At 37.1% G+C, this 23,563-nt stretch carries 24 protein-coding genes; 3 read left to right on the top strand and 21 right to left on the bottom strand.

Translation table 11 applies throughout. The annotated features are described in order from the left end of the window. Positions 1-86: 86 nt before the first annotated feature. The 5 genes from galT to HZI73_RS02810 all read right to left on the bottom strand — a co-directional run bounded on the left by galT (position 87) and on the right by HZI73_RS02810 (position 6,134). Entirely contained in the window at positions 87-1,607 is a 1,521-nt protein-coding gene (gene galT, locus HZI73_RS02830) for a UDP-glucose--hexose-1-phosphate uridylyltransferase (RefSeq protein WP_212696747.1), read from the bottom strand. A 21-nt stretch (positions 1,608-1,628) separates the two neighbouring features. After that, complete coding sequence (galE, locus tag HZI73_RS02825; RefSeq protein WP_212696746.1) at positions 1,629-2,618, bottom strand: UDP-glucose 4-epimerase GalE; 990 nt, start codon at positions 2,616-2,618, stop codon at positions 1,629-1,631. A 437-nt stretch (positions 2,619-3,055) separates the two neighbouring features. Next, positions 3,056-4,216 (bottom strand): galactokinase, encoded by a 1,161-nt coding sequence (locus tag HZI73_RS02820; RefSeq protein ID WP_212696745.1) that lies wholly within the window; start codon positions 4,214-4,216, stop codon positions 3,056-3,058. A 57-nt stretch (positions 4,217-4,273) separates the two neighbouring features. After that, complete coding sequence (locus tag HZI73_RS02815) at positions 4,274-5,014, bottom strand: sulfite exporter TauE/SafE family protein (RefSeq protein WP_212696744.1); 741 nt, start codon at positions 5,012-5,014, stop codon at positions 4,274-4,276. Positions 5,015-5,099: 85 nt separating this feature from the next. Continuing rightward, positions 5,100-6,134, bottom strand: a complete 1,035-nt coding sequence (locus HZI73_RS02810; protein ID WP_212696743.1) for a LacI family DNA-binding transcriptional regulator — start codon at positions 6,132-6,134, stop codon at positions 5,100-5,102. Positions 6,135-6,728: 594 nt separating this feature from the next. Here HZI73_RS02810 and HZI73_RS02805 point away from each other — a divergent pair. Then, positions 6,729-7,799 carry an undecaprenyldiphospho-muramoylpentapeptide beta-N-acetylglucosaminyltransferase gene (locus HZI73_RS02805; protein WP_212696742.1) on the top strand — a complete coding sequence of 357 codons (1,071 nt, stop codon included), beginning with the start codon at positions 6,729-6,731 and terminating at the stop codon, positions 7,797-7,799. A gap of 145 nt (positions 7,800-7,944) precedes the next feature. Here HZI73_RS02805 and HZI73_RS02800 read toward each other — a convergent pair whose 3' ends face one another. Then, positions 7,945-8,361 (bottom strand): HIT family protein, encoded by a 417-nt coding sequence (locus HZI73_RS02800; protein ID WP_212696741.1) that lies wholly within the window; start codon positions 8,359-8,361, stop codon positions 7,945-7,947. Positions 8,362-8,809: 448 nt separating this feature from the next. Here HZI73_RS02800 and HZI73_RS02795 point away from each other — a divergent pair, with 448 nt between their 5' ends. Continuing rightward, positions 8,810-9,553 carry a sensor histidine kinase gene (locus HZI73_RS02795; protein ID WP_212696740.1) on the top strand — a complete coding sequence of 248 codons (744 nt, stop codon included), beginning with the start codon at positions 8,810-8,812 and terminating at the stop codon, positions 9,551-9,553. Here HZI73_RS02795 and HZI73_RS02790 read toward each other — a convergent pair. After that, complete coding sequence (locus HZI73_RS02790) at positions 9,500-9,952, bottom strand: hypothetical protein (RefSeq protein WP_212696739.1); 453 nt, start codon at positions 9,950-9,952, stop codon at positions 9,500-9,502. The genes HZI73_RS02795 and HZI73_RS02790 overlap by 54 nt on opposite strands. A gap of 187 nt (positions 9,953-10,139) precedes the next feature. On the opposite strand from HZI73_RS02790, the gene HZI73_RS02785 reads away from it, so the two are divergent. Then, positions 10,140-10,892, top strand: a complete 753-nt coding sequence (locus HZI73_RS02785; protein ID WP_212696738.1) for a CAP domain-containing protein — start codon at positions 10,140-10,142, stop codon at positions 10,890-10,892. A gap of 49 nt (positions 10,893-10,941) precedes the next feature. On the opposite strand, the gene HZI73_RS02780 is transcribed toward HZI73_RS02785, so the two are convergent. From HZI73_RS02780 to HZI73_RS02715, 14 genes are all read right to left on the bottom strand, one after another. After that, entirely contained in the window at positions 10,942-11,976 is a 1,035-nt protein-coding gene (locus tag HZI73_RS02780) for an SCP2 sterol-binding domain-containing protein (RefSeq protein ID WP_212696737.1), read from the bottom strand. 142 nt (positions 11,977-12,118) lie between these two features. Beyond that, entirely contained in the window at positions 12,119-12,865 is a 747-nt protein-coding gene (locus HZI73_RS02775; RefSeq protein ID WP_212696736.1) for a hypothetical protein, read from the bottom strand. Positions 12,866-13,016: 151 nt separating this feature from the next. Further along, entirely contained in the window at positions 13,017-14,063 is a 1,047-nt protein-coding gene (locus tag HZI73_RS02770; protein ID WP_212696735.1) for a rhomboid family intramembrane serine protease, read from the bottom strand. A 197-nt stretch (positions 14,064-14,260) separates the two neighbouring features. Then, a complete protein-coding gene (locus HZI73_RS02765) occupies positions 14,261-15,193 on the bottom strand; it encodes a thiamine pyrophosphate-dependent enzyme (RefSeq protein ID WP_212696734.1) in 933 nt (310 codons plus the stop codon). A gap of 23 nt (positions 15,194-15,216) precedes the next feature. Beyond that, complete coding sequence (gene porA / locus HZI73_RS02760; protein WP_212696733.1) at positions 15,217-16,401, bottom strand: pyruvate ferredoxin oxidoreductase; 1,185 nt, start codon at positions 16,399-16,401, stop codon at positions 15,217-15,219. A 21-nt stretch (positions 16,402-16,422) separates the two neighbouring features. Next, on the bottom strand, positions 16,423-16,734 hold the full coding sequence (locus HZI73_RS02755) for a 4Fe-4S binding protein (protein ID WP_212696732.1): 312 nt from the start codon (positions 16,732-16,734) through the stop codon (positions 16,423-16,425). Next, positions 16,731-17,309 carry a 2-oxoacid:acceptor oxidoreductase family protein gene (locus tag HZI73_RS02750; protein WP_212696731.1) on the bottom strand — a complete coding sequence of 193 codons (579 nt, stop codon included), beginning with the start codon at positions 17,307-17,309 and terminating at the stop codon, positions 16,731-16,733. The genes HZI73_RS02755 and HZI73_RS02750 overlap by 4 nt, the downstream gene beginning before the upstream one ends. A 348-nt stretch (positions 17,310-17,657) precedes the next feature. Continuing rightward, the gene (locus HZI73_RS02745; RefSeq protein WP_212696730.1) at positions 17,658-18,149 is read right to left on the bottom strand and encodes a hypothetical protein; all 492 of its coding nucleotides are present in this window, start codon (positions 18,147-18,149) and stop codon (positions 17,658-17,660) included. Beyond that, positions 18,146-18,562 carry a hypothetical protein gene (locus HZI73_RS02740; RefSeq protein ID WP_212696729.1) on the bottom strand — a complete coding sequence of 139 codons (417 nt, stop codon included), beginning with the start codon at positions 18,560-18,562 and terminating at the stop codon, positions 18,146-18,148. Before HZI73_RS02740 ends, HZI73_RS02745 begins: the two co-directional genes overlap by 4 nt. A 291-nt stretch (positions 18,563-18,853) precedes the next feature. Beyond that, a complete protein-coding gene (locus HZI73_RS02735; protein WP_212696728.1) occupies positions 18,854-19,036 on the bottom strand; it encodes a hypothetical protein in 183 nt (60 codons plus the stop codon). Positions 19,037-19,077: 41 nt separating this feature from the next. Beyond that, positions 19,078-19,944 (bottom strand): hypothetical protein, encoded by an 867-nt coding sequence (locus HZI73_RS02730; protein ID WP_212696727.1) that lies wholly within the window; start codon positions 19,942-19,944, stop codon positions 19,078-19,080. A gap of 23 nt (positions 19,945-19,967) precedes the next feature. After that, on the bottom strand, positions 19,968-20,909 hold the full coding sequence (locus tag HZI73_RS02725; RefSeq protein ID WP_212696726.1) for a hypothetical protein: 942 nt from the start codon (positions 20,907-20,909) through the stop codon (positions 19,968-19,970). Positions 20,910-20,913: 4 nt separating this feature from the next. Further along, positions 20,914-22,401, bottom strand: a complete 1,488-nt coding sequence (locus HZI73_RS02720; RefSeq protein WP_212696725.1) for an ATPase, T2SS/T4P/T4SS family — start codon at positions 22,399-22,401, stop codon at positions 20,914-20,916. Beyond that, positions 22,402-23,538, bottom strand: a complete 1,137-nt coding sequence (locus HZI73_RS02715) for an AAA family ATPase (RefSeq protein WP_212696724.1) — start codon at positions 23,536-23,538, stop codon at positions 22,402-22,404. Positions 23,539-23,563: the final 25 nt, after the last annotated feature.

The raw sequence follows: 23,563 nt of genomic DNA, 5'->3' as shown, positions 1-23,563 counted from the left end.
AATACACAGAAAAAATACTATAACATAGAAAAAAAGCATTTTACCACATAACCTCGTAGTAAAATGCCTTTAGTATATATAATGCATTATGCTCTAATAAATCTCTCAAACCCTGCAATCCCCGCTTCATCCATTTTATAAACCCCTGCACATCTAAGCACTTCTGCAAATATATGCCCAACTTCTGCTTTAACAACAGCCTCTGCTTCTTCCTGCGTCATGGCTGTACCATATTGCTCCACCAATCCTTTAATCCATGGTTGGTGTTTCACAAGCTTCTCTTCATGGCTATATTCTGTCAGCTTACCTATTAAAACATCTTCTACTAATGATAACTCTTCCTTAAGTCTAGCAGGCAGTACAGCAAGACCCATCACTTCGATTAAGCCTATGTTTTCCTTTTTAATATGATGTAAATGAGCATGTGGGTGATAAATACCATCTGGATGGGCATCGCTACGTCTATTATTACGAAGGACTAAATCCAGTTCAAAATCGCCATCTTGGTTCATACGGGCTATTGGTGTAATGGTATTATGAGGCACTTGCTTACCATCAACCTCTGAATAAGCCCTGATTCCAAGACTCTCATCAGAATAATTACGCCACTTCGCTAATATCTCTCCAGCTAATTCAATCATTTGAACTTTGTCTTTGGACGCTAAACGCACGACGGATAGAGGCCACTTAACCAAACCAATTGTCACCTCTGGATAAGCTTCACGCTTATACGTTTTTATAACAGGTGCAGTCTCCATCGGAAAAGTATGATGCCCTCCTTGGAAATGATCATGGCTTAATATAGAGCCACCAACAATGGGCAGGTCTGCATTAGAGCCTACAAAATAATGAGGGAACTGCTCCACAAAATCCAATAACCGAATAAATGTATCCTTGGATATCTTCATGGGTACATGCTGATGATTAAAAATAATGGAATGCTCATTATAATACACATAAGGCGAATACTGTAGATACCAATCTTCATGATTTAACCTTAGGGGAATAACACGATGGTTATTTCTAGCTGGATGATTTAACCGCCCAGGATAGCCTACATTGTCGATGCATAAAAAACACTTAGGATAATTGGCACTTGGCATACTTCGGGCTTTCTCAATCTCCTTAGGATCTTTCTCAGGCTTGGATAAGTTAATGGTAATCTCCAACTCTCCCACATCTGTCTTGGCTAACCAATAAGCATTCTTGGCTATTCGGTCCATTCTTATATAATTGGAATCCTTAGATAACTGATAATAGTAATTCGTAGCGGCTTCTATGCCCGAATCATCTACTATATCATAAAACTTATGAACAAGCTCAGATGGTCTGGGCATTATTGTTGCCATGAGCCTAGCATCTAACATATCTCGGTACGTTACCGTATCTTCAATAAGCCCTTTTTCAACTGCATAATCCAGCAACTCATTTAAAATAAATACAGGTGTCTCATCTAATGCACCTTCATAAATAACCTCAGCAGGTTCGTCTATACCTAAAATATCCATTAATTGATTCCTAACAAGAGGCACATCCCATGCCTCAATCATACCTTTATATAAACCAAACTGAATTAACTTCTCTATTGCCATCTTAACATTTTCCATCTCTCTGCCTCCAATTGGTCATTATTTTGCATAGCCATTAGGATGACTCTCATGCCATTTCCAAGCACTGGCGATAATCTGCTCCAAACCATTATAAGCGGGCTTCCAGTTTAACTCTTTCATGGCCTTATCTGACGAAGCAATAAGGGTAGCAGGGTCACCAGCACGTCTTGGCGCTTCTTCCACAGGAATCGGATGCCCCGTCACTGTTCGAGTCACTTCAATAACCTCTTTCACAGAAAATCCTGTACCATTACCCAGATTAAACACAGCACTGTCACCACCCTTTTGCAACCGTTCTAGAGCTAAAATATGTGCATCCGCTAAATCCGTCACATGAATATAATCCCTTACACACGTACCATCCTTCGTTGGATAATCACTTCCAAATATAGAAATCTTCTCACGCTGCCCTAATGCTACCTGTAGAATTATCGGTATCAAATGAGACTCTGGCGCATGATCTTCACCAATATGACCATCCGCGTGAGCACCCGCCGCATTAAAATACCGAAGCGCCGTATACTTCATACCATAAGCCTGATCGCTCCACTTCAACATCTTCTCCACCGATAACTTGGTCTCACCATAAGGATTCGTTGGCATGGTCCTATCTGTCTCCACAATGGGGATACGCTCTGGCTCACCATATGTAGCTGCCGTAGAAGAAAACACAATAAACTTCACATCATACGCTTTCATCTTCTCCAATAAACACATGGTACCATACACATTATTATGATAATACTTAAGGGGCTCTCCCACACTCTCTCCTACAAGAGAATCTGCCGCAAAATCAATAATCGCCTCAATATCATTCTCCCCAAAAACCTTATCTAAAGCCTCAGGATCTCTAAGATCCCCCACATACAAAGCCACACCCTCAGGAACAGCCTCCTTATGTCCTTTCTGCAAATTATCAAAAACAATAACATCCTTACCCTTTTCTATCAACCGAGCTACCGTATGAGAACCAATATACCCAGCTCCACCACAAACCAAAATTGCCATAACACATATCTCCCTTCTAACAGTAATTTTTAACTAAAATTTTATTTCATAGCCACACATGATGACTCTAAATCCACCAAACCTCATCCAATTTATCCGCTCCGCTGGATAAATATCCACACATCTCCAACTCTAAATCTCTTATTCCTTTGGCGTTATTTTCCTAACACTTATCCATTCTAACACTCTTCCATTTCAACTCTCTAGCCAAGTAGGGGTATAGGTCTAGGCATATGGTGACCTTTAAATCCTTGGCCAGAAGCACTTAGCGAACGAAGCAGCATATGGCGTTAAGAACTTTAGGTGTCTGACCAACGGGAGTTCCTAAAGTTTAGCCATATGCTGCGCAGAGAGCTTAGTACTTCCCCAACGATTTAACAGACACCATATGCCTAGATCTATACCCCTACACCGTCTTGCACACCCCAAATACCAACCTACCCTATAACACCAGCTCCATCCCCCACACTAGCAACATAAAACTCACCCTTCAACCCTATCCTTTCCTCATACCTCTTCCCAACTTCTTCAATAAAACTCTCCACACAATCTTCCCTCACAATACTCACAATACAACCACCAAATCCAGCCCCCGTCATACGAGCACCAACGGTCCCATCAATCTTCCAAGCTTCCTCAACCATGGTATCAAGCTCCACCCCAGTCACCTCATACAAATCTCTAAGGGACACATGAGACGCATCCATCAACTTACCAAATGTCGCAATGTCTCCAGTATTAAGCGCTTCAACCGCCTTCTTCACACGCTCATTCTCCGCCACAGCATGCTCCGCACGATTTCTAGGAATCTCCCTATCGATTAGATGCTTGTTTGCTTCAAAACCAGCCATATCTAACTCACATAAATGCTGAATATCCAACTCTTTCTGCAAACATCCAAGTGCATACTCACACTCCGAACGCCGCTCATTATACTTAGAATCTGCAAGCCCCCTTCGCTTCTTCGTATTCCCAATAACAATCTTATACCCATCAAGCACAAGGGGCGCATAATCATATGCCAACGTATCACAATCTAATAAAATCGCATGATCTTTCTTACCCATCCCTACAGCAAACTGATCCATAATCCCACAATTAACCCCATTAAAGGTATTCTCTGCTTTTTGGCTCATCTTCACCATCTCAATCATGTCTTCCTTACAGTCAAATAAATCATTCACAATAACCGCTGTTAATACTTCCAGAGACGCTGAAGAAGATAACCCTGAACCATTGGGGATATTACCATAATATAGAACATCAAATCCACCTAACACATGACCTTTATCCTTAAACATCTTCATAACACCCTTAGGGTAGTTGGTCCAATCATGAGCTTCCTCATATTCAATCACATCCACGTTAATCTCTACTCTAAGATCAAAATTAAGGGTAGCAAAGCGTACCACCTTGTCCTCACGCTTTCTAGCCACTGCATATGTACCAAAATCAAGTGCACATGGGAAGACATACCCGCCATTATAATCAATATGCTCACCAATAAGATTCACCCTACCAGGCGCAAAATACTTCTTCAAACCTTCTTCACTACCACCGTATATTTTTAAAAACTTCTCAACCATCTGTCCTTGCATCTTAACCTTCCTCTCTTATTATAAAATATGTGCTTTACTTTATGTTTTATATACATGTCAACTATTCAAAACAGCCTTTATTATTGTTATGGCTCCTACCGTTATTAATAACATTAGTACAATTTTCCTAAAATACTTCTCTTCCATCTTTCTCGCTACGTTAATCCCTACAACAGCGCCTGCTAACAAGGCTACTATATTAGAACCCATCATACTTACCATATCCACCGTTAAAAAACCGTGCCATATAAACATGACAATCGTAATGCTATTAGTAATAGTGGCATATGCCGTTAGATTAGCTCTAAAGGCATGCTTATCATATCCTTCATTACTAAGGAATAACACAATAGGTGGACCGCTCATGGATAAACCTCCATTTAAAACACCACTGATAAAACCTGTTACACCATAAGCCATCTTCATACGCTTGAACTTCACCCGATACCCCTTAGCCATGGATATGGCTGTGATACAAATAAGTAAACCAAGCATCACTTTCAATCCCTCTGGACTCAAATGTTTCAACCCTAATATACCCATTGGAATACCTGCAATACCACAAAAAATCATGATCCATATCTGTGATAACCGTATATGTCGCCTAGCTGTTATCATTACCATTATATTGGTAATCAAACTATAAACAACCACCATAGGTACAATGACCTTCATAGGTAAAATGAAAGTAAGCAAAGGTACCGCAATAAGTGCAAAACCAAATCCTACACTCCCTTGAACAATACTTGCTAAAAAAATAATACTTGATGATTGTAAAACACTAACAAATTCACCCATAGATGTCATCACCTACCTTGAATATATAATGCATTACCTTTAACGCAACACCTTTTTAATGAAAGCTACTCTTTGCAAACTTAACTTAGCGATTTACCTGCCCAACACTCTCTCGTTTTAAAAGCTTCGTCTCAATTACAATTTTCTTATTCTCACTACTCTTGCCTTCTATCAGCTCACATATGCGTTTCCCCGATATCTGACCTAACCTGCTCATGCTCTGGTCAACGGTTGTCAAACGAGGTTCCGTAATCTGACTAATAATCGTATTATCAAACCCAATAATTGAAAAATCATCCGGAACCGTTATGCCTAGTGACTTAGCGGCATTCAATGCACCAACTGCCATCCAATCATTACAAGCAAATAAACTTGTCAATCCACTTTGCTTCCTTAGTATCTGCTCTACCAAAGCCTTAGACTGCTCTACCGTTTCCAAACCATTACCATCTTCAACAACCAAAATGTTCTCATGACGATAGGTAAGATGATAATCTTTACAAAACTGCTTATACATGTCTTCCTTCACATCATAGGAATAACTCACCTGACCTCTAAGAAAAGCAATCTCACGATGGCCACATTCATACAAATATCTGAAAGCTTCTAATGCACCAACCTCACCATCATTCAACACATAATTACAATGAATACCCCGATTATACCCATTAATAATGATCAAAGGTATCTGTTTACTAAGGGCTTCATAATACCCTGACTTAATATTATTGGTACGAGGATTAATGGCAATAATACCATCCACACTTCGATTCTTCATATTATCAATCATCAACTTCTCTTGATCCGAATCCCCCTCCGTATTACCAAGGAATGCCGTGTACCCATTAGCCTTAATAGCACTATCAATACCCTTTACCACTTCAGAAAAGAAAAGGTTTTCTATACTAGGCGTAAGAATGCCAATGGTCTGCGTTCTATTATGTATTAAGCCCCTAGCCAATAGATTAGGCTTAAAGTCCAATATCTCAATAGCCTCTTCCACTTTCTGCCGTGTCGCTTCCTTCACAGGATAATTCTTATTCAAAACACGGGAAACAGTCGTTATAGAAACACCAGCCCTCTTGGCCACATCCCCAATAGTTGCCCTCTTTTGCTCCACTCTCCCACCTCCAATAGAAAAGGTTTTCTATACCCTCATTATATGACATCTCCCCAACGAATGCAACCCCCTGTATATAAAATTTTTTATTTTTTTATTCTATACACCATTCCACAAACCCTGCCTAACAAAAATTTTTGGTCCAATTTTACAAAATCCATACCACTCCATACCACAACCCAAAAACCCCCTCCACCGAAAGGTCCTGTAAGCCTGCGTACAACGTCAACATCCCAGGAGGATATCATGGGTTAAGCGACAAGCAAACCACGGACGGTGAGCGCGGTCACCCTAAACAAGGACGTTTAGCGTGACCGAAAAGCTTAACCCATGATATCCTCCCACCCCCACTAGCCCCATCCGTATGCAGCCAAACAGCACCTTGACCCACAGGACAATCTTATCAACCACAATCTTTTCATATTGACAACCCCCACCATTAACGAGATAATAATACTAACATACACTATAGTAGAACCAACCATATACCCTATATTTTTTTGTCCAACATTCATAATGCACATAAATTATGTCAATCCTATACGTAAACCGACTTAAGCAAGAGAGAAATGAAGACAACTGGAGGTTAAAAAAGTGAAACGAATTGTGTTAACAGGTGGAGGTACGGCAGGGCATGTAACACCAAATTTAGCATTAGTCCCCCACTTACAAAAATTAGGTTACGATATTGCTTATATAGGCTCCTACAACGGCATAGAAAAAACACTGGTAGAGAAAGAAGGCATTCCCTACTACGGCATATCCTCTGGCAAACTTCGTCGCTATATCGACCTAAAAAATATCAGCGATCCATTCCGAGTTGTCAAAGGTGTCGGCCAAGCCACAAAACTTATACGAAAATTAAAGCCGGACCTTGTTTTTTCCAAAGGCGGCTTTGTTACGGTGCCTGTCATCATCGGTGCAAAATTAAACCGTGTACCATCCATTATTCATGAATCCGATATGACACCAGGTTTAGCCAATAAAATAAGTATTAATTTTGCAACAAAAATATGTACCACCTTTGCAGAAACATTGCAACACCTACCAAAAAACAAAGCCGTGTTAACAGGAACGCCTATTCGTGAGGAAATCCTTCAAGGTGAACGTCATAGAGGTTTGTCACTTTGTGGGTTTGATAGCTCAAAACCCGTACTACTCATGACAGGAGGCAGCCTAGGAGCCGTACGAATTAACCAAGTACTACACCATTCCCTTAAGCACATCCTCAAAAAATATCAACTGGCCCATTTATGCGGTAAAGGAAACATTAACAAAGACCTCCTTCATATAAACGGTTATAAGCAATTTGAATATGTTCATGAAGAAATGGCTGACCTGTTAGCCATGAGTGATGTGGTCATATCCCGAGCTGGTGCTAATACCATATCGGAATTACTCGCTCTTAGAAAACCCAACGTACTTATTCCACTACCTGCCAATGCCAGCCGTGGTGATCAGATTCTTAATGCCACATCTTTTAAAAATCATGGTTACAGCCATGTGCTCCAAGAGGAAGATATGACAGCAGCTAACCTTATGGATGCCATTGATTCAACTTATAACAAAAAGCGTGACTATATCTCCCATATGGCCCATAGTAAGTCAGGTAATGGTATAAGCAACATTATACATGTTATACAAACGCTAATGACTCAAGATTAAAAAGTGTTAATGATCACTTAAAGGTTAAAAGAATATAATAAGTTATTTTCCTATATAGCATAAAAAGCACTATAGATTATTTCAATCTAAAGTGCTTTACTTATATATGCAATATTCATTCACTGATAGGACATGGTAGTCCATTTTATAAGTTGATGGAAATCTGACTAGCCATTTCATCCAATTCTGTTTTATCCATTTTTAGTGTATCCCATTTAATGGTCACATGATCGTCCTTATATCTTGGCACAAGGTGTAAATGAAAATGAAATACCGTCTGACCAGCAGCTTCACCATTATTCTGTATGATATTAAGTCCATCACATTGATAGATGTTCTTAAGTACCTTAGCAATATGAGTCGCTAGTGCAAATAAACGTGATGCAGATTCTGTATCCAACTCATAGATATTCTCTATGTGCTCTTTTGGAATAATCAATGTATGCCCTTTTGATGCTGGAAATGGATCGAGAACAACACGGAACTCACTGTTTTCGAATATGGTAGATGACGCCATATTTCCATTGGCAACATTGCAGAATAAACAATTTTGTTTAATCATAATTTCTCCTTCCCAAAGCTTATTGTCTTATAGGGAGTCCTATATATCCTTGGGACAATATACTTTGACAAAAACCTAGTTTGGGTTGATTAATGACTAAGCTTGCTTAGTTTATACTAACCTATATCTGAATATTTTTCAAGGATAATTTTGCACAGTTTTTTCCAATATTTTACTTCATTATTGACTTGTTGTTATTCATTTAGGTCTAAGTGCGTATATTTACTTCCCCCATAGTCCTATCATGCTACAAAATGATAGGCTTTTTGGACCATCGAACCTTTTTGTCAATTTTTGAATTATTATTCATCTATTATTGCTATATTTCCCAAAATTAATATACTTTTGTGTATGGCAATATTTTTGCCATTTTTTGATGTATTTTTTGGAATATTGATTGTATTATTTGTCTTTCTTTGATACAATAATACCGACGGGAGGTGAAACCATGAACCATCTAGAGAAAAACATGCTTGAGAGTTTTTCTGTATTACTTGATAATTGGATTAACTTATACCAAGAGGCTAAAACACCAGAAATAATTGCAAAAATAGTCCATGAAATTAAAAATCCCCTTTCTCTTATTCGCAGCACACTTCAACTGATTGAAGTACAAACGCCTGAGGTTAAGGATAATCGACATTGGCATTCATTATTCGATGAATTGGACTATATATGTCTTTTATTAAATGATTTCAAAACATTAAACTGCACGTATGATATTCAGAAAAACTGCGTCAACATGGGTACCCTTCTGGATTCCGTAGCCACTTATTTTTATTCATCAGCTTATAACAAGAACATTGATTTTTACTTAACCAAACCCCAAGACTTGCCAAATATTCTGGGCGATAAAATAAGGCTGAAAGAAGCCATTATGAATCTAATAAAAAATGCCATTGAAGCAACAGATAAAAACGGCACTGTATCTATTGATGCTAAATATTTAGATACGCTTATTTTGGTTACCATTCATGATACAGGCTCTGGTATTAGCGACGAGCAGTTGGAACATATCTTTAAGCCATTTGTCACCTACAAGGAAAATGGTACAGGACTTGGTTTGCCTATCGTGAAGGCTATCATTGAACAACACGGTGGACAAATCGATGTTACAAGTAAAGTAGGCGAAGGTACATCATTTATTATCAGCCTTCCAGTTGATACCAACCAGCCTTTGCAAGTACAATAATTGGAATAGCAATAAGTTTTCGCTATTAATGAGCTGCATAATTTGAAACTGTTTTTCACTGACCATTGTATTGGCATATAAATGATTCAAACTCTCTGCATATTTACTTTCTAATGCGAACATCTCAGTTAACCAATATTCCCCTCTTATATTGATTTTCTTACTCATATATTTCTCAGAACTTAATTCATGATACATACGCATCACGGCTTTACATTGGGTTAATTTCAGAAGCATTAAATCTTGTGCAATACTCTTGGTTATATGAGTACCAAGATGACAATGGATGACTTTGTAGCCTCTATAGAGATCACATCCATCATCAATTAGCTGCTCGTATAATAATGCGTGTTGTTCTTTTTTTATAGCTTTATCGGATTGATTCCAAGGCTTTTCCATGTCCCCACCTCTTTACCTTTGCTTAGTTCTCTCTTATAATATATACTCGTCATCATAGCAAAATATTATCCTTCATTTTTTTCTAACTCAACATGTTTGTTATGGAAAGTTACTAGATATTACCACTGCTGAAATTGCATAGACTTTTCTTATAACTTCCATAATAATATTGGAAGGAAGTGACAGGATGGGAAGAAGGAGAAAGAATATAAAAGCCTTACTATTAGCTTTTATCATGATAATTTCACTTACTTTTTCAATACGTTCATCTGCTGCACCGTCCTATGTATTCAAATGGACGAATGTGAAACAGGTAGAAATAACCGCTCATAAACTCAATGTACGCCTAGGTCCCAGTACAGCCTATCAGAAAATCGGCTCTGTATCAAAAGGACATGTTCTTCATGTGCTTGGCACCTTAGAAGGCTGGTATGTGGTTCATATGCAAGACGGTTCTGTGGGTCTTATATCCAGCACGTATACACGTGTATATGCTTATTATAACCCTATAGAAACACCATCTAAGCCTGACCCTTATGCTGGTCCTCTTACAGCAGAAGAAGCCCTTATGGTGAATCTTATCAATACAGAGCGTAAAAAAGCAGGATTACCAGCTTATGAAGTAAATATGGAGTTAATGCGTGTGGCCAGAATCAAAGCGGAAGAATTATCGGCGAAACAATACTTCAGTCATGAATCCCCTGTATACGGCTCTCCTTTCAAGATGCTCCAGGATTTCTCCATTCATTACACAGCAGCCAGCGAAAATATAGCAGGTAATCAGACCATTGAGGCTGCTCATAACGCCTTAATGAATAGTCCATCTCATAAAACGAATATAATAAGCACAGACTATAATTATGTGGGTATCGGTATCATGGATGATCCTCGGTATGGAAAAGTATTTGTTCAAATGTATATACAGAATAATAAAAACTAAGGTAGGAGCCTTAGTTTTAATTGTTTTATAACCATATATGCTTTAAAATCTACTTTTGCAGCTTAAATAAATGATCAAATTCGTAGAGTAATGTAAAGTTGCCTTTTGCCTTTAGCTGTCCAGTCAGGAACCCTCGTTGAGCAGTAAGCTTACCTGTTACAATACGTTCCAATGTAATGCTATCCATTTCCATTACAACTTGGGCCATTTGCTCTTTACCCATGTATGTCATGAGCTTACCATTTTGTACTTTTAGGACCATATCACTGTTTGGCTTATCGGTAAGACAGATATGATAGGTACAATGTAGATCTTGGTCTTGTCCTACATAAGCTTGTTCCAATTTATTTAGATAATGATTACTGGCGTTCCCTGTTACAACACTTTCTGTCTGTAACTTGGTATTAAACAAATCTGAAAGTTCTTCTATGTCTTTTCTTTGCTTCATTTTTATTGGGTCTTGCTCAAGGGCTTGTTGCAATGGGGTATCATCACTAACCACTTGATTGAAAAGGTTATGCTTTTCTGCTGTAGCAGCTGCATGGGAAGCATCTAAAGATTGAGGTATGCTGTTCATGCTGTTAGGAAGACATTGACGCTTTTGATTAATGATGCGATAGAAATCCTCTGTCTTTTTATCAATAATGCACCTTATGTTCTGGTCTGTTTCGATATCAACAAATTTTTCTACTCGCCCATATAAACTTATCCCTTCTCGTCCGCCAAGGATATCCCATGCTTTTTGTAGATAGACGTTTGCATCACATTCTCCACTTACTTGTGTTAATGCAACAGACATTAAGTATTTACCTGCAAATACACTTTTTTGTCCTGCATGGTAGCAACGATCTAAAAAAGTCTGTAGCCGTCCTCCGATACCCATCCACTCAACGGTTGTGGCCATGACCACCCCTTGACTATCCTTGATTTCCTTTAGAATCTCTTCGGTTTTATCGTCAAAGCTTAGATGATGTTCTTTTACATTAACTTCTAATTCCTTTAATACCGTATGTATACGTTTAGTGGCTGCCAGTGATAAATCATCTGCTAATCCGTTACCACCATAAATAATAATGATATCCATATGTCCTCCCTCTACTCCTGTCATCGTTTTATTTTCTAAAAGCAGTCATCATAAACTTCCATTTAAAATGACTGCTCCATAATTCTGATAATTATATTCATTATATCATAAGCAATTGAACATATCTATCCCTACTTAATGACTAGAAACAAGTTTTAATATGATCATAAGCCTTATAGGAATAGTAATCCTTAAGATGGATAATATCCCATGTACTATAAAAAAATCTTTTTTTGATACGCATGTTCAACACATCTTTTCCACGCATATGGGTTGCAAGTGAATTTTCCACTTTGATTTTAATATAGCTGCTCCCAGACGGTGATTTTAAATGACGCAGGATGACAACACCGCCAATCTTATCGATAATCTCGAATAACCCTTGCTCAAATACCTCACGCTTTGATATCTGATTGTGGCTTTTCTTCTGCTTATAGCACTTCATATCAATAATCATAGGATTAAGGCATAGGACTGGGGATTCTGTATGTTTCTGGATATTCCTTGTAATATAAAAAATTCTTAGGGCTTCATCAAGATTACTTGTCATACTTTTCCTATATTGATGGTATAAGTCCATACCATGATAGGTGTTAATAAATTCCAGGAATCTACCCATCTCCTTAATTAAGACACGCATTTCTTTTTCTGTCAACGTCAAGCTATATCGAGGCATGAACGTGAGTATAAAATGATCATAAAAATTTTGCTCAAGGCTTGATATCAGATGATTTTTATACTGTTTGTGACAATACCTCAAAATTATATGGAATGCTTTGTCTCGTTCTTGATCTTCTGAAGCTTCCTGCTTAATGATGTTCTTGTAATAGTCCTGTAGTACTTCAATAATTTCTTTATCGTCGTATAATATGCTAGAATCTTGTTGCAAAATTTCCTTACTAAAAAACATGCTTTCACCACCGCAAAAAGATATTGTATCCTTATTTTTCTCTTTGAGGGTGACTTTTATTCACTGGACGCTTGCTAATATTTTATTTTATAAAAGTTGAATGAAAGATGGTTGATAAATGTTTTTGTGGTTATGCAACTTTTAGCCGTGTGAGTACATAGGTAATCAGGGCTCCACCAATAAAACCACCTAAGTGAGCCAGGTTCCCTACGCCTGGTGTCACCGCCCCCATGGCAATACCGATCACTAACATGAGAAGAATTGTATAGGTGCTTAAACCATCAAATTGTCGTCGATAGACCCATGAGTAGACCAATAACGCACCCATGATACCGTATATGGCACCAGATGCACCAGCAGCTACCACCAATTGATCGGACATATGATGAATCCCTACACTGAGTAAACCACCCAAAATACCTGCACCTAAATACGTGGTGAGAAATTGCCAAGGCTTCATATACAATTCCAGTCGTGAACCAAATATAAAAAGCCCAAAGGTGTTATAGAGTAAATGAGCGCCACCAATATGCAAGAACATGGATGTAATAAGTTTATAGTACTCGTTACCACGAAAGAAGGTAATGGAATTAATGGCACCAAAGCGTATGAGCGTATTAAGGTTTGTACTGCCTCCTGACAGTTCAAGGACAAGGAAGAAAACCATATTGGTGAGTATTAAAGCATAGGTTAAGTAAGGTACTTGATGATCCTTTTTAATCTTCGTATTTTTATGTGTTATATCTTCTTGATTGTTAAAGAGCTTTGGTATTGTTTTTTCTAGTCCTAAAGCATGTTTCACTTGTTCGTTAGGAATAATGAGTTGTCGTTTATCTTCATGAATAAGCCATTGAATATCAATCAGTTCGTCATCAAAATTAGGCATATAATTCACATCTTCATAGATGGCCATTGGGTTGTTTGTAATCAGGAGATTAAGTAAGATAATTTTACTGGCATCCACATGTCCAAATTGCTTCTTGGTAATCTCTTTATAATGCATAAATCGTTCTTTATGATAAGCATAATCATCATCTAACTGGATCACATTAATGAGGTATAAGCACCCACCGTGAAATGTTCCATACATCTTTACTTTTTCGCTATCTGTTGGTAGTTGTTGATAGTTATAGTGCTCGAATAGTTGATACAATTGATTACTAATTATTGTTTTCATAGACCCACCCTGTTTGTTATAGATTTTCCCAACGTTAATATTATTGTATCCTTTACACAGATTAAGTCAACCATTATTTGCTAAAAGAACCATCGTTAGAAATGAAATATAATTTTTTATGTACATAACCGATGGATGTTTGGTATATAAAAAACACCCAATAGCCATAAGGTCATTGGATGTTTTTACAATATATCTTAAGCTTCTTCACCACAAAGCTTTAATAATCTTTCCCAACGTGCGTCGATCTCTGCTTGAATTTCAGCTACGACTTCAGGATTCTTAGCAACATGCTTGAATCTTCCTTGGGCTTCTAACCAATCACTGATTGGACGCTTGTTTTTTGGCTTGTAAGATAATGTGTATTCACCATTAACCACTTCAAACATTGGCCAGAAACAAGTATCAACAGCAATCTCACATAACTCCATTAAACGATCTGTCTCGTAACGCCATCCACGTGGACATGGCGCTAATACATTAAGAAACGCTGGACCTGGTGTATAGATTGCTTTTTCAGCTTTCTCATATAAGTCCTTGAAGTTTTTCATTGGAGCAGTTTGAGCAACGTATGGAATACCGTGTGCAACCATAACCGTTGTTAAGTCTTTTCTAAATTGTTGCTTACCAGGTACCACTGAACCTGCTGGTGAAGTTGTTGTATCAGCATACTTAGGTGTTGCTGATGATCTTTGAATACCCGTATTCATGTAAGCGCCGTTATCATAACATACATAAACCATGTCATGACCTCTCTCCATTGCTCCTGAAAGGGATTGAAGTCCGATGTCATAAGTACCACCGTCTCCACCGAAAGCGATGAACTTATACGTATCATCAATCTTACCTGTTCTTTTCATTGCTGTGTAAGCAGCCTCTGCACCAGAAACTGTTGCACCAGCATTTTCAAAAGCTGAATGAATGAAAGAATCTTTCCATGCTGTATAAGGATATAAGAATGTTGAAACCTCTAAACATCCTGTTGCAGCACCAATGACTGCGTGATCTTCTTCTTTTAGTGCTCTAAGGATTGTACGTACGACTACAGGCGCACCACAACCAGCACACATTCTATGTCCACCAGTTAATCTCTCTGGTTTTGTTGTTGATTCTTTTAAATTATATGCCATCTTCTATTTCACCTCCAATTATTCTAAGCTTCAACTACGCCTAAGTAACGGTAAGGTCCGTCTACTTTACCAGCTGCTACGATTTCCGCTAAGTCCGCGTATACTTGTTCAATATTGTCTGTTCTTACGTCACGTCCGCCTAAACCATACACATAGTTAACTGTTAAAGGTTTTGCATCCGCTAAATATAATGCACTAAGTGTCTCAGTGAATAATGGAGCACCTTTTGCGTTAAATCCATCACACTTATCAAGAACTGCAACAGCTTTTACATTTGCAAGAGCTTCTGCTAATTCTTCTGCTGGGAATGGACGGAATACTCTAAGTTTAATTAAACCTACTTTTTCACCTTTTGCTCTAAGAGCATCTACAACGAATTTGGATGTACCAGCAGTTGAACCAATGACAATAATTGCTCGCTCTGCATCTTCCATTTTATAAGATTCAAAAAGACCATATGAACGACCTGTCATGGCTTCAAATTCTTTTGCTACATCTAAGATAACAGCCTTAGCATTTCTCATACTCTCTGCTTGCTGACGCTTGTGCTCGAAGTAGTGTGTTGTAATAGCAAGTGGTCCAACAGCGATTTGCTCATCACTATTTAATAAGAAGTTATTCGCTTGGTAAGTACCAACAAAAGCTTTTACTTTATCATCTTCAATAAGTTCAATGTTCTCAACAGCGTGAGATGTAATAAAGCCATCATAACAGTTCATAACAGGTAATTGAACATCTGCATGTTCACCAATCTTAACGGCCATGATACAGTTATCATAAGCTTCTTGGTTATTTTCGCCATATAATTGAATCCAACCTGAATCTCTGGCACCCATAGAGTCAGAGTGATCATTGTGGATGTTAATTGGTCCTGATAATGCACGGTTGACAACGGATAATACCATTGGCATTTTACAAGATGCAGCTATGTATAGCATCTCCCACATTAATGCTAAACCATTAGCGGATGTTGCTGTCATTGTTCTAGCTCCAGCTGTTCCAGCACCAATACATGCTGACATGGCTGAATGCTCAGATTCAACAGGTACGAACTCTGTATCAACTTGACCGTTTGCAACAAACGCTGAGAAGTACTGAGGCACTTCTGTTGATGGCGTAATTGGGAATGCAGCTACTACATCAGGATTTATTTGTCTCATAGCAACGGCTACAGCCTCGTTACCTGATAATTTTTCACGAATTGCCATTCTTCATTTCCCTCCTATCGATTATTCGCCTTCTGGTACAAAATCAAATGCACCGAAAGGACACGCTTTTACACAAACGCCACAACCTTTACAGTGATCGTAATCTATTCCAGTCATTTTTTTATTTTCTACTATAATGGAACTATCTGGACATACTGGGAAACATAATAAACATTGCTTACATTGATCCGTTTTCCATACAGGCTTCATCGCTCTCCAGTCACCAGTTTTAAAATAATGTGCGTTACCAGACTCTGTTACAACACCACCTGGAGTTGTTTCTTGCCAAGGCGTATAAGCTGGTATTATATCATGATCGAATTTTTTACTCATGCACCTTTCACCTCCGTAAGTGATTTCTTTAATGCTTCCATATTAGGAGCAATAACATGTGGTTTGTTAGCAAATTTATGATGGAATGATTTCTCCATTGATGTAATTAATGTCTCTTCATCCATAATATTAGCTACTTTAACAACTGCTGCAAGCATAGGTGTATTTGGGAAATATCTTCCAAGTGTTGCCATAGAAATTTCTCTTGCGTCTATTGTATACACGCCACCTTTGTAACCTTTTAATTTGTGCATTACTTCTTCTGGTGCCTTAGATGTATTAATAATAATACCACCAGTTTCTTTTAATCCTGCTGTTACATCAACAACGTCGATTAAAGTCTCATCAACTACAACTACAAAATCAGGCTCATAGATGTTTGAATGAATTGGACATCTTTCATCACTAATACGGTTGTATGCAGTGATAGGGGCTCCCATACGCTCTGGACCGTACTCTGGGAAACCTTGGATGAATTTTCCTGTGTCGAACGCAGCCTCAGCTAACAATAATGATGCAGTCTTAGCACCTTGTCCGCCGCGACCATGCCAACGAATTTCTAACATGTTACCCATTGACAAGTTCCCTCCTTCATGTATATTTAAATTTTTTTTTAACAAATTTCAACATTGTTAGTGTAACATTAATGCATACAGTATGTCAATAGAAAGTACATTGTATGCACAGTTATTTTTTTAACAATAATTAACTGTATTTTAACTTGTCATCTACTAGCTAAATTTACAAAAGCATGACACCATCTGCTTATCGCAGTCGTTACATGCTTATTTGTATAGGCTTATACTTTGTATATATTTTATCAAAGTTTAATGGAATTTTCTACTATTGTCTAATTTTATGCAATATGCATAATACAACTATAAGAATATTGTATTATTTTTATACACCACTTGGTAACCCATTTAATAGCTATGCCAATATTCATAGGCTGATGTTCGTATGGCATGCTTTGGCTTCAGAAATGTTAAGCGGTAGGGCGGCTTACCTGCATCAATAATAACGATGATGGTTGGCTCTGCTACGGTCTTGGTAAATCTACCATTTGGATCGATATAGTTATAGGGAAAGGACGTGTTACTGTGATCCAGATAAGTAACACGATAGGTGACTTTATCCGTCCAGTAACTGTCCGAAATGGGGACAAAATTATTATCCAAACGAAGATTAGCCTTGATGATATAGTCAATGACTTTTTCACATTCTATCTGATTATAAATGGTTTTCCCTTCTGAAAAAAGTGCTTCATCGTAATACATCCCTGCTGACGATGAACATTCATCTGCTACTTGTTTCAATTGTTCTAGCTGCCTTACATATAGATTATGATCACTCTGATAGGTTAAGAAAACCACATAAAGCAGTAACATACCTAACGTAAATAGAAAGGGTTTCATGGTAAGGGAATCGCCTCACTTGTTGCATGGCCTTCAATAATATAGGTTGCTTTATTATCCGCATCTTTTATACCCCATATAGCTGGAGCAGCTATAATACCTTTGATAGGCACTTCAATGCGATAGTATATAAGCTCTGCTTCATTGAACTGGTTGGTTCTGTATTTTCTTGTGTTATCTGTTGTAATGAGGATTTCACTTTCATTAATATGAAAATTAGCAATAATCTTATCCACTAATTCCTTTTTAATAGCGGTAGTAAAATAACCTTCCTGCCTAGCTTTTTCTTTTGCAGAATAGACATAGGATTGGATTTCTGCTTTTTGGTGATGGTTGTATTGTTCTAATGCGTATTGTAGGGGAAAGGGTAATAACAAAATAAGCACTGCCATTAGCACAATAAAGTCCTTCATGAACACCATATCCTTTTAATTCTTTTCTCAAAGAACACATATAAGTAATAAAGACTTGTATGTCTAATGTCATTATACGTTTAGTTCACTTTATTACTATTTGGTTCAATGGTATATTTAATAATTCTTTTGATACTCTAAGCTTTGTTGCATAATATTCTTTGTCTTGGAGTATAAAGTATCATTCGTAGTACCAAGAATGAGCATGCTTACAATAAAAAGGCCCAGTGCTATTTTAGCACATAATATTAAAAAATCTTTCATTGTATCATCACACTTTCTAAATTAATACTAAGGACTAGTTGTCGTCGTTAAGTTTGTTGATTCAAAATTGATAGTATCCAATGCATTTGTCATACCAGTACCGTAGTTGTCAGCCTTTCCTCTTAAAGAGCTAGCACCTCCAAAAATAATTGAAAACCCAATTAACAGTCCTAGTGCTATTTTAGCTACTAAAATCAAAAAATCTTTCATGATTACAACTCCTTTTAAATAGTTTTTAATTTGTATATTTGTTAAAATATTTGATTAATACTCTCAATCTGTGGTATCCAAACACAAATCATAATGAAGTTTAAAAACAGAATGAAAACTGGTGCAATTATTGGCAAATAAATTAAATCTGATATTTGATTTTGCTTCTTATGTTTTTGTGTAATATGATTCTCGCGGATACGTTCTTTTACCATGTTAATCTGCTCAACCATTTCCATGGGTTGAAGCTTATCCAACTTTAATAGAATAGCAGCTACTTCACTTCCCATTTTAGTAGGAATATGCCTTAAAAATCCTTCATAAGCCTCTTCTTCTCTTCCTGTATTATAGTACATTAAAAATTGTATGAATCCATTTTTTGTGGTATCAGCAAATTTAATGAGCTGGTTAATGACATAGTCTGCACTATAGGGTTTTTCTTGCTGGGTTACAGCAATGTTTTTCAGTTGTATCAGTATCCGATAGATTTCCACATCTTTTTTCTTGTTGTAGATCTTTTGCAAAAACTTTAAAAACATGACAAGGGGACTATCCTTGTTACCCCACTTCAATACAGGCATTGATATCCAATAAATAGATAGCAATAAGGCAACCATAACCCGCAACCTGGAACTTTCATAAAAGGTATAACCTATGATGAGTGTTAATGCTGCAAAGAGGATATAACGTATTCGGTTGTATTGTTGCATATTAATCTGCCAACCGGCGTCAAAAAAATACTTATGCATGATTTCATAATGAGAAGTATCTTTTTTTCGCTTCATAGTCGTGTAACGAAACGCATATTGCTTATGACGCCCTCTGCCAATACTGCTGAATAATTGATAAGCGCTTGTAAGTAAAATCATAATCAGTAGATAAAACAAGATGATTAGATTGGTTTTCATGAATATACACCTGGCTTTTCTTTTTAAATATCGAATTTTTGCTTCTTAAGATATACGAGAATACTGTGATTAAATATCGTTAATAACACAATGACCATAAAGTAGTCAAATCCTGTAGGCGTGTTTAATTGATAATGCATAAATTCTTTAAATGAAATATTAAAAACTTTCTTAGCTAATATAATGGAAAGGATATAGAGCCCTGGTGTCAAATATTTTACAATGGTAATGCTCTCTAAGTTAATCCTTTTTTCTCTCTCTTTATCCGCTATGGCTTGTTTTATCTCAGCTTGTATATCCTCAAGTCCTGATGTAATGTCCACGTGGTCTTCAATACTGATTAGCATATTGTTGGCTAATAGCACAATCCATTCCGTGTCTATGGCATAGATAAAATCATCTATTATGTCTTCTAACTCTTCTGTTTTACGGTATTCTTTTAGTTTTAGTGACAAGAGAAAAAGCTGACGCTTCATCATGGGTGCTTCTTTTATCTTATGAATGGTTGCATCAATGGTATCATAGACATTATGGTTATTGAGCTTGTATTGATTGAGGAATTCATTAATCAATATGTCGGCTTCGTAGCTACCGTCGACACGGATTTGCTTAAGCTGCATTCTTAGATAAAAGTAAGGCAGAAAACCAAATATGGATGCAAAACCTAAACTTCGGGTTACCGTCGTTCTCTGATATACAACTAAGAAAGTAATCATAAATAACAAGATACTTAGAACAAAGAAAGTGGATACTTTTTTGTCATCGATGTCACCATAGACAACTTGTAGTAATCTTTTTATATGTTTATATACACTTGAGGATGTTCTTTTCTTTTTTCTAAAAGTCTTACGAGGTCGCATGACTTTCAACATGTATAAGATATCCCGTGAAAAAATTAGCCATATACCATATACTGCTAAGCAATAAAGTAAGATTGTTATAAGCGTGGTTACTGTTTCAATCATGGCTTCACCTTTTTAACCCGTCATATTTTGGCTTATAAACTTGATAGTCATCATAGGGAAATTTTTTCTCCAATGTTTTTAAACCTCTTTCAAAGTTTTCAAATGCAGTTCGGTCTTCTTCAAAACCAACCTCCATTTTATCCTCACCTATATCATACTTAAACTGCCAAGTATCCTCATGATAGAGATACTTACATATAGGGTGCATACTAATACAATGTTCGTGACGTTTAAAACGTATTTCATAAATACCTTTTAAACGCTTTTTGCTCTTATCCGCAAGCTGGACGAAATGAAAGACATAGTGAAATGATTTTGCTACTTTATAGATGGTATTGTATAAATCTCCCCCATAGAATTTCACAATCTCATCTGCAATGTCATAGCAGATATCCATAGGTTCTGTAGTATGATAGGTTGTTTTACAACGTCTTGTACCTTTATTGGCTGCTCGCATGGATACATTCAATGCCCGTCCATCTCTTGCTTCGGCAGATATGATATAATCTGCATCGGAACGCATGAGCGGTTTAATGATACTCCCTAATTGTTCATCATCAGCTATCAACTGCATAATTGGTGCATGAGGTTGCAGCTTATGTGCAGGTATTTCTGCCCCTGTTTCAATCATAACCCCTTCCAGTGACGTATCTTCATACATTTGCCATGTTTCAAGAAATGTTGTTTTACCTGTTCTAACGGCACCTGTAAATAACATATTGTAACCCACTTTGACCATATCCTTTAAGACCGGTATCAGTTCTTCTGGTATGGTATGACGCTTTGCCTGTTCTTCAAATGAAAGTTTGGGTATGATATATTTTCTAAAAATAATCACTTCTAGATTTTCTTTTACAAGTTTTTCACCATAAATCGTAATTCGAGTACCATCATGCATGGCTACTTCAGCATGTTTTCCGTCATAATGTATATGCTTTTCATTTAACAAGAGGGCTTTGATGAGTTGTTTTCGTCTGGCATCACTTATGCGTTGGGGCTTTAAAGTCATTTTACCGTCTTCCATAAAATAGATACGTTCACCAATTATTTTGGCAGATTGAGAATATGTATATGCCTCATCATGTTTCCATTGGGATATACCGCCAAGCCCCCAGCATTCTTGGTAGATGGCGTCAACAATATCCTTATACCATGTGGGATACCATTCTGATAATTTATTGTTTCTTTTTAAGTAATCTTCGATATTATCTTTAAAGTAGTTAACCTCCAAGGTTTTTCCTAGTATGGCATTTTTTTGTCTTAGTAAGGTACTTGTTTCTAAACCTTCTTTATCCCATTGGCTATGAAAGTATTTAAAAATCGTATCACATAGAGCATAAAATCTTGTTAACTCATCCCGGGTTATATGAACCACCTGTTTTGTGTTTTCACCTGTTTGGGCATAAATATATTGACTAAGGTCAAATTCGGGCAAAGGATAGTTTTTATAAAAAGCTTCTTTATTAGCATTTGATAAGCCGCTATCTATCACTTATCCCACCCCCTGTAAACCAAACCACTTTCTTTTTTTGGATGTATTGTTTCCTTTAATATTTAGTTGACCCATGATCGTATCAACAATGGTATCCATATCTTTATTAAAGATTCTATCCTTATAATGAATAAGTGCTTTTTTATCATTTTCTGCCTGTAATGCATATTTGGAAAATTCTATTTTACCTAATAGCGGATGACCATAGGTCTTTGCAATATCATAGGTCGTCATCAAGGACCCATCTGCAATATGCTTATTGACAATCACTTGGAAATCGTCTAAGGATAACCGTTCGAGAATGGGCTTCTTAGATAAATACCTTCTAAGACTGACGGCTTGTTGTGTCGTTACAAGATAGCGATGATGGGTAGCCGTTAATGCGGCAATAGGCATGGCCCTATCCATATAACTCCCTGCATCTACAATAACTAAATCACAGGCAACGGATAAGACGCTTAATAGGTGCATAATATGTTCAGGCTGATATTCTTTTCGGTATAGAATGGATGTACTACCTTCTATTACATATAAATTATCTTTAATTTTTTCGGATACATCAAAGATTTCTTCAACTGTTGCAAGCCCAGATACAAGCTTTATTTTGATGGTATCAATATTATGTCGGCAATTCACTTGTATATAATCTGTACCCGCTTCTCCGTCTAAATATAATAAACATACTTTTGCATGGGACTTACTTACAATCTTCTCTGCTACAGATTGAGCTATCTGAGTTGTTCCTACTTTTGTGTCACTTCCAAAGAAGGTCATTATGTTTTTACTCACAGTATATTTGTAACGTTCTATGACCTCAGAACATATATATTCCACAACATTTTCATCGGTCATGTAAGGCTGCAACATGTGGATATCATTGGTATCTAGAACACTTTTTGTGGAAAACTTAAAATTCTTTTTTTGAACACGGTAAAAAATGTATGACGACTCTATCGTTTCTCTGATCTTAAGTAAATCATTAATGGAACATATCTGATCATCTATGATGGTAATGTCCGCTTGTACCTGTTGAAACTGTCTATCCATCATAACCTTATCAAAATATACCACACCTTGTAATTGTCTTTTCAAGTTTTCATTTTCCGAAATAAGATATACTTGATATGTTGTCTCCATGATTGTTCACCACCTAGCCGCTTAC

The sequence above is a fragment of the Vallitalea pronyensis genome (assembly GCF_018141445.1).
GTDB classification, from domain to species: Bacteria; Bacillota; Clostridia; order Lachnospirales; family Vallitaleaceae; genus Vallitalea; species Vallitalea pronyensis.
The sequence above is the reverse complement of the archived record's forward strand: the minus strand, read 5'-3'. Positions and strand labels throughout refer to the sequence as shown.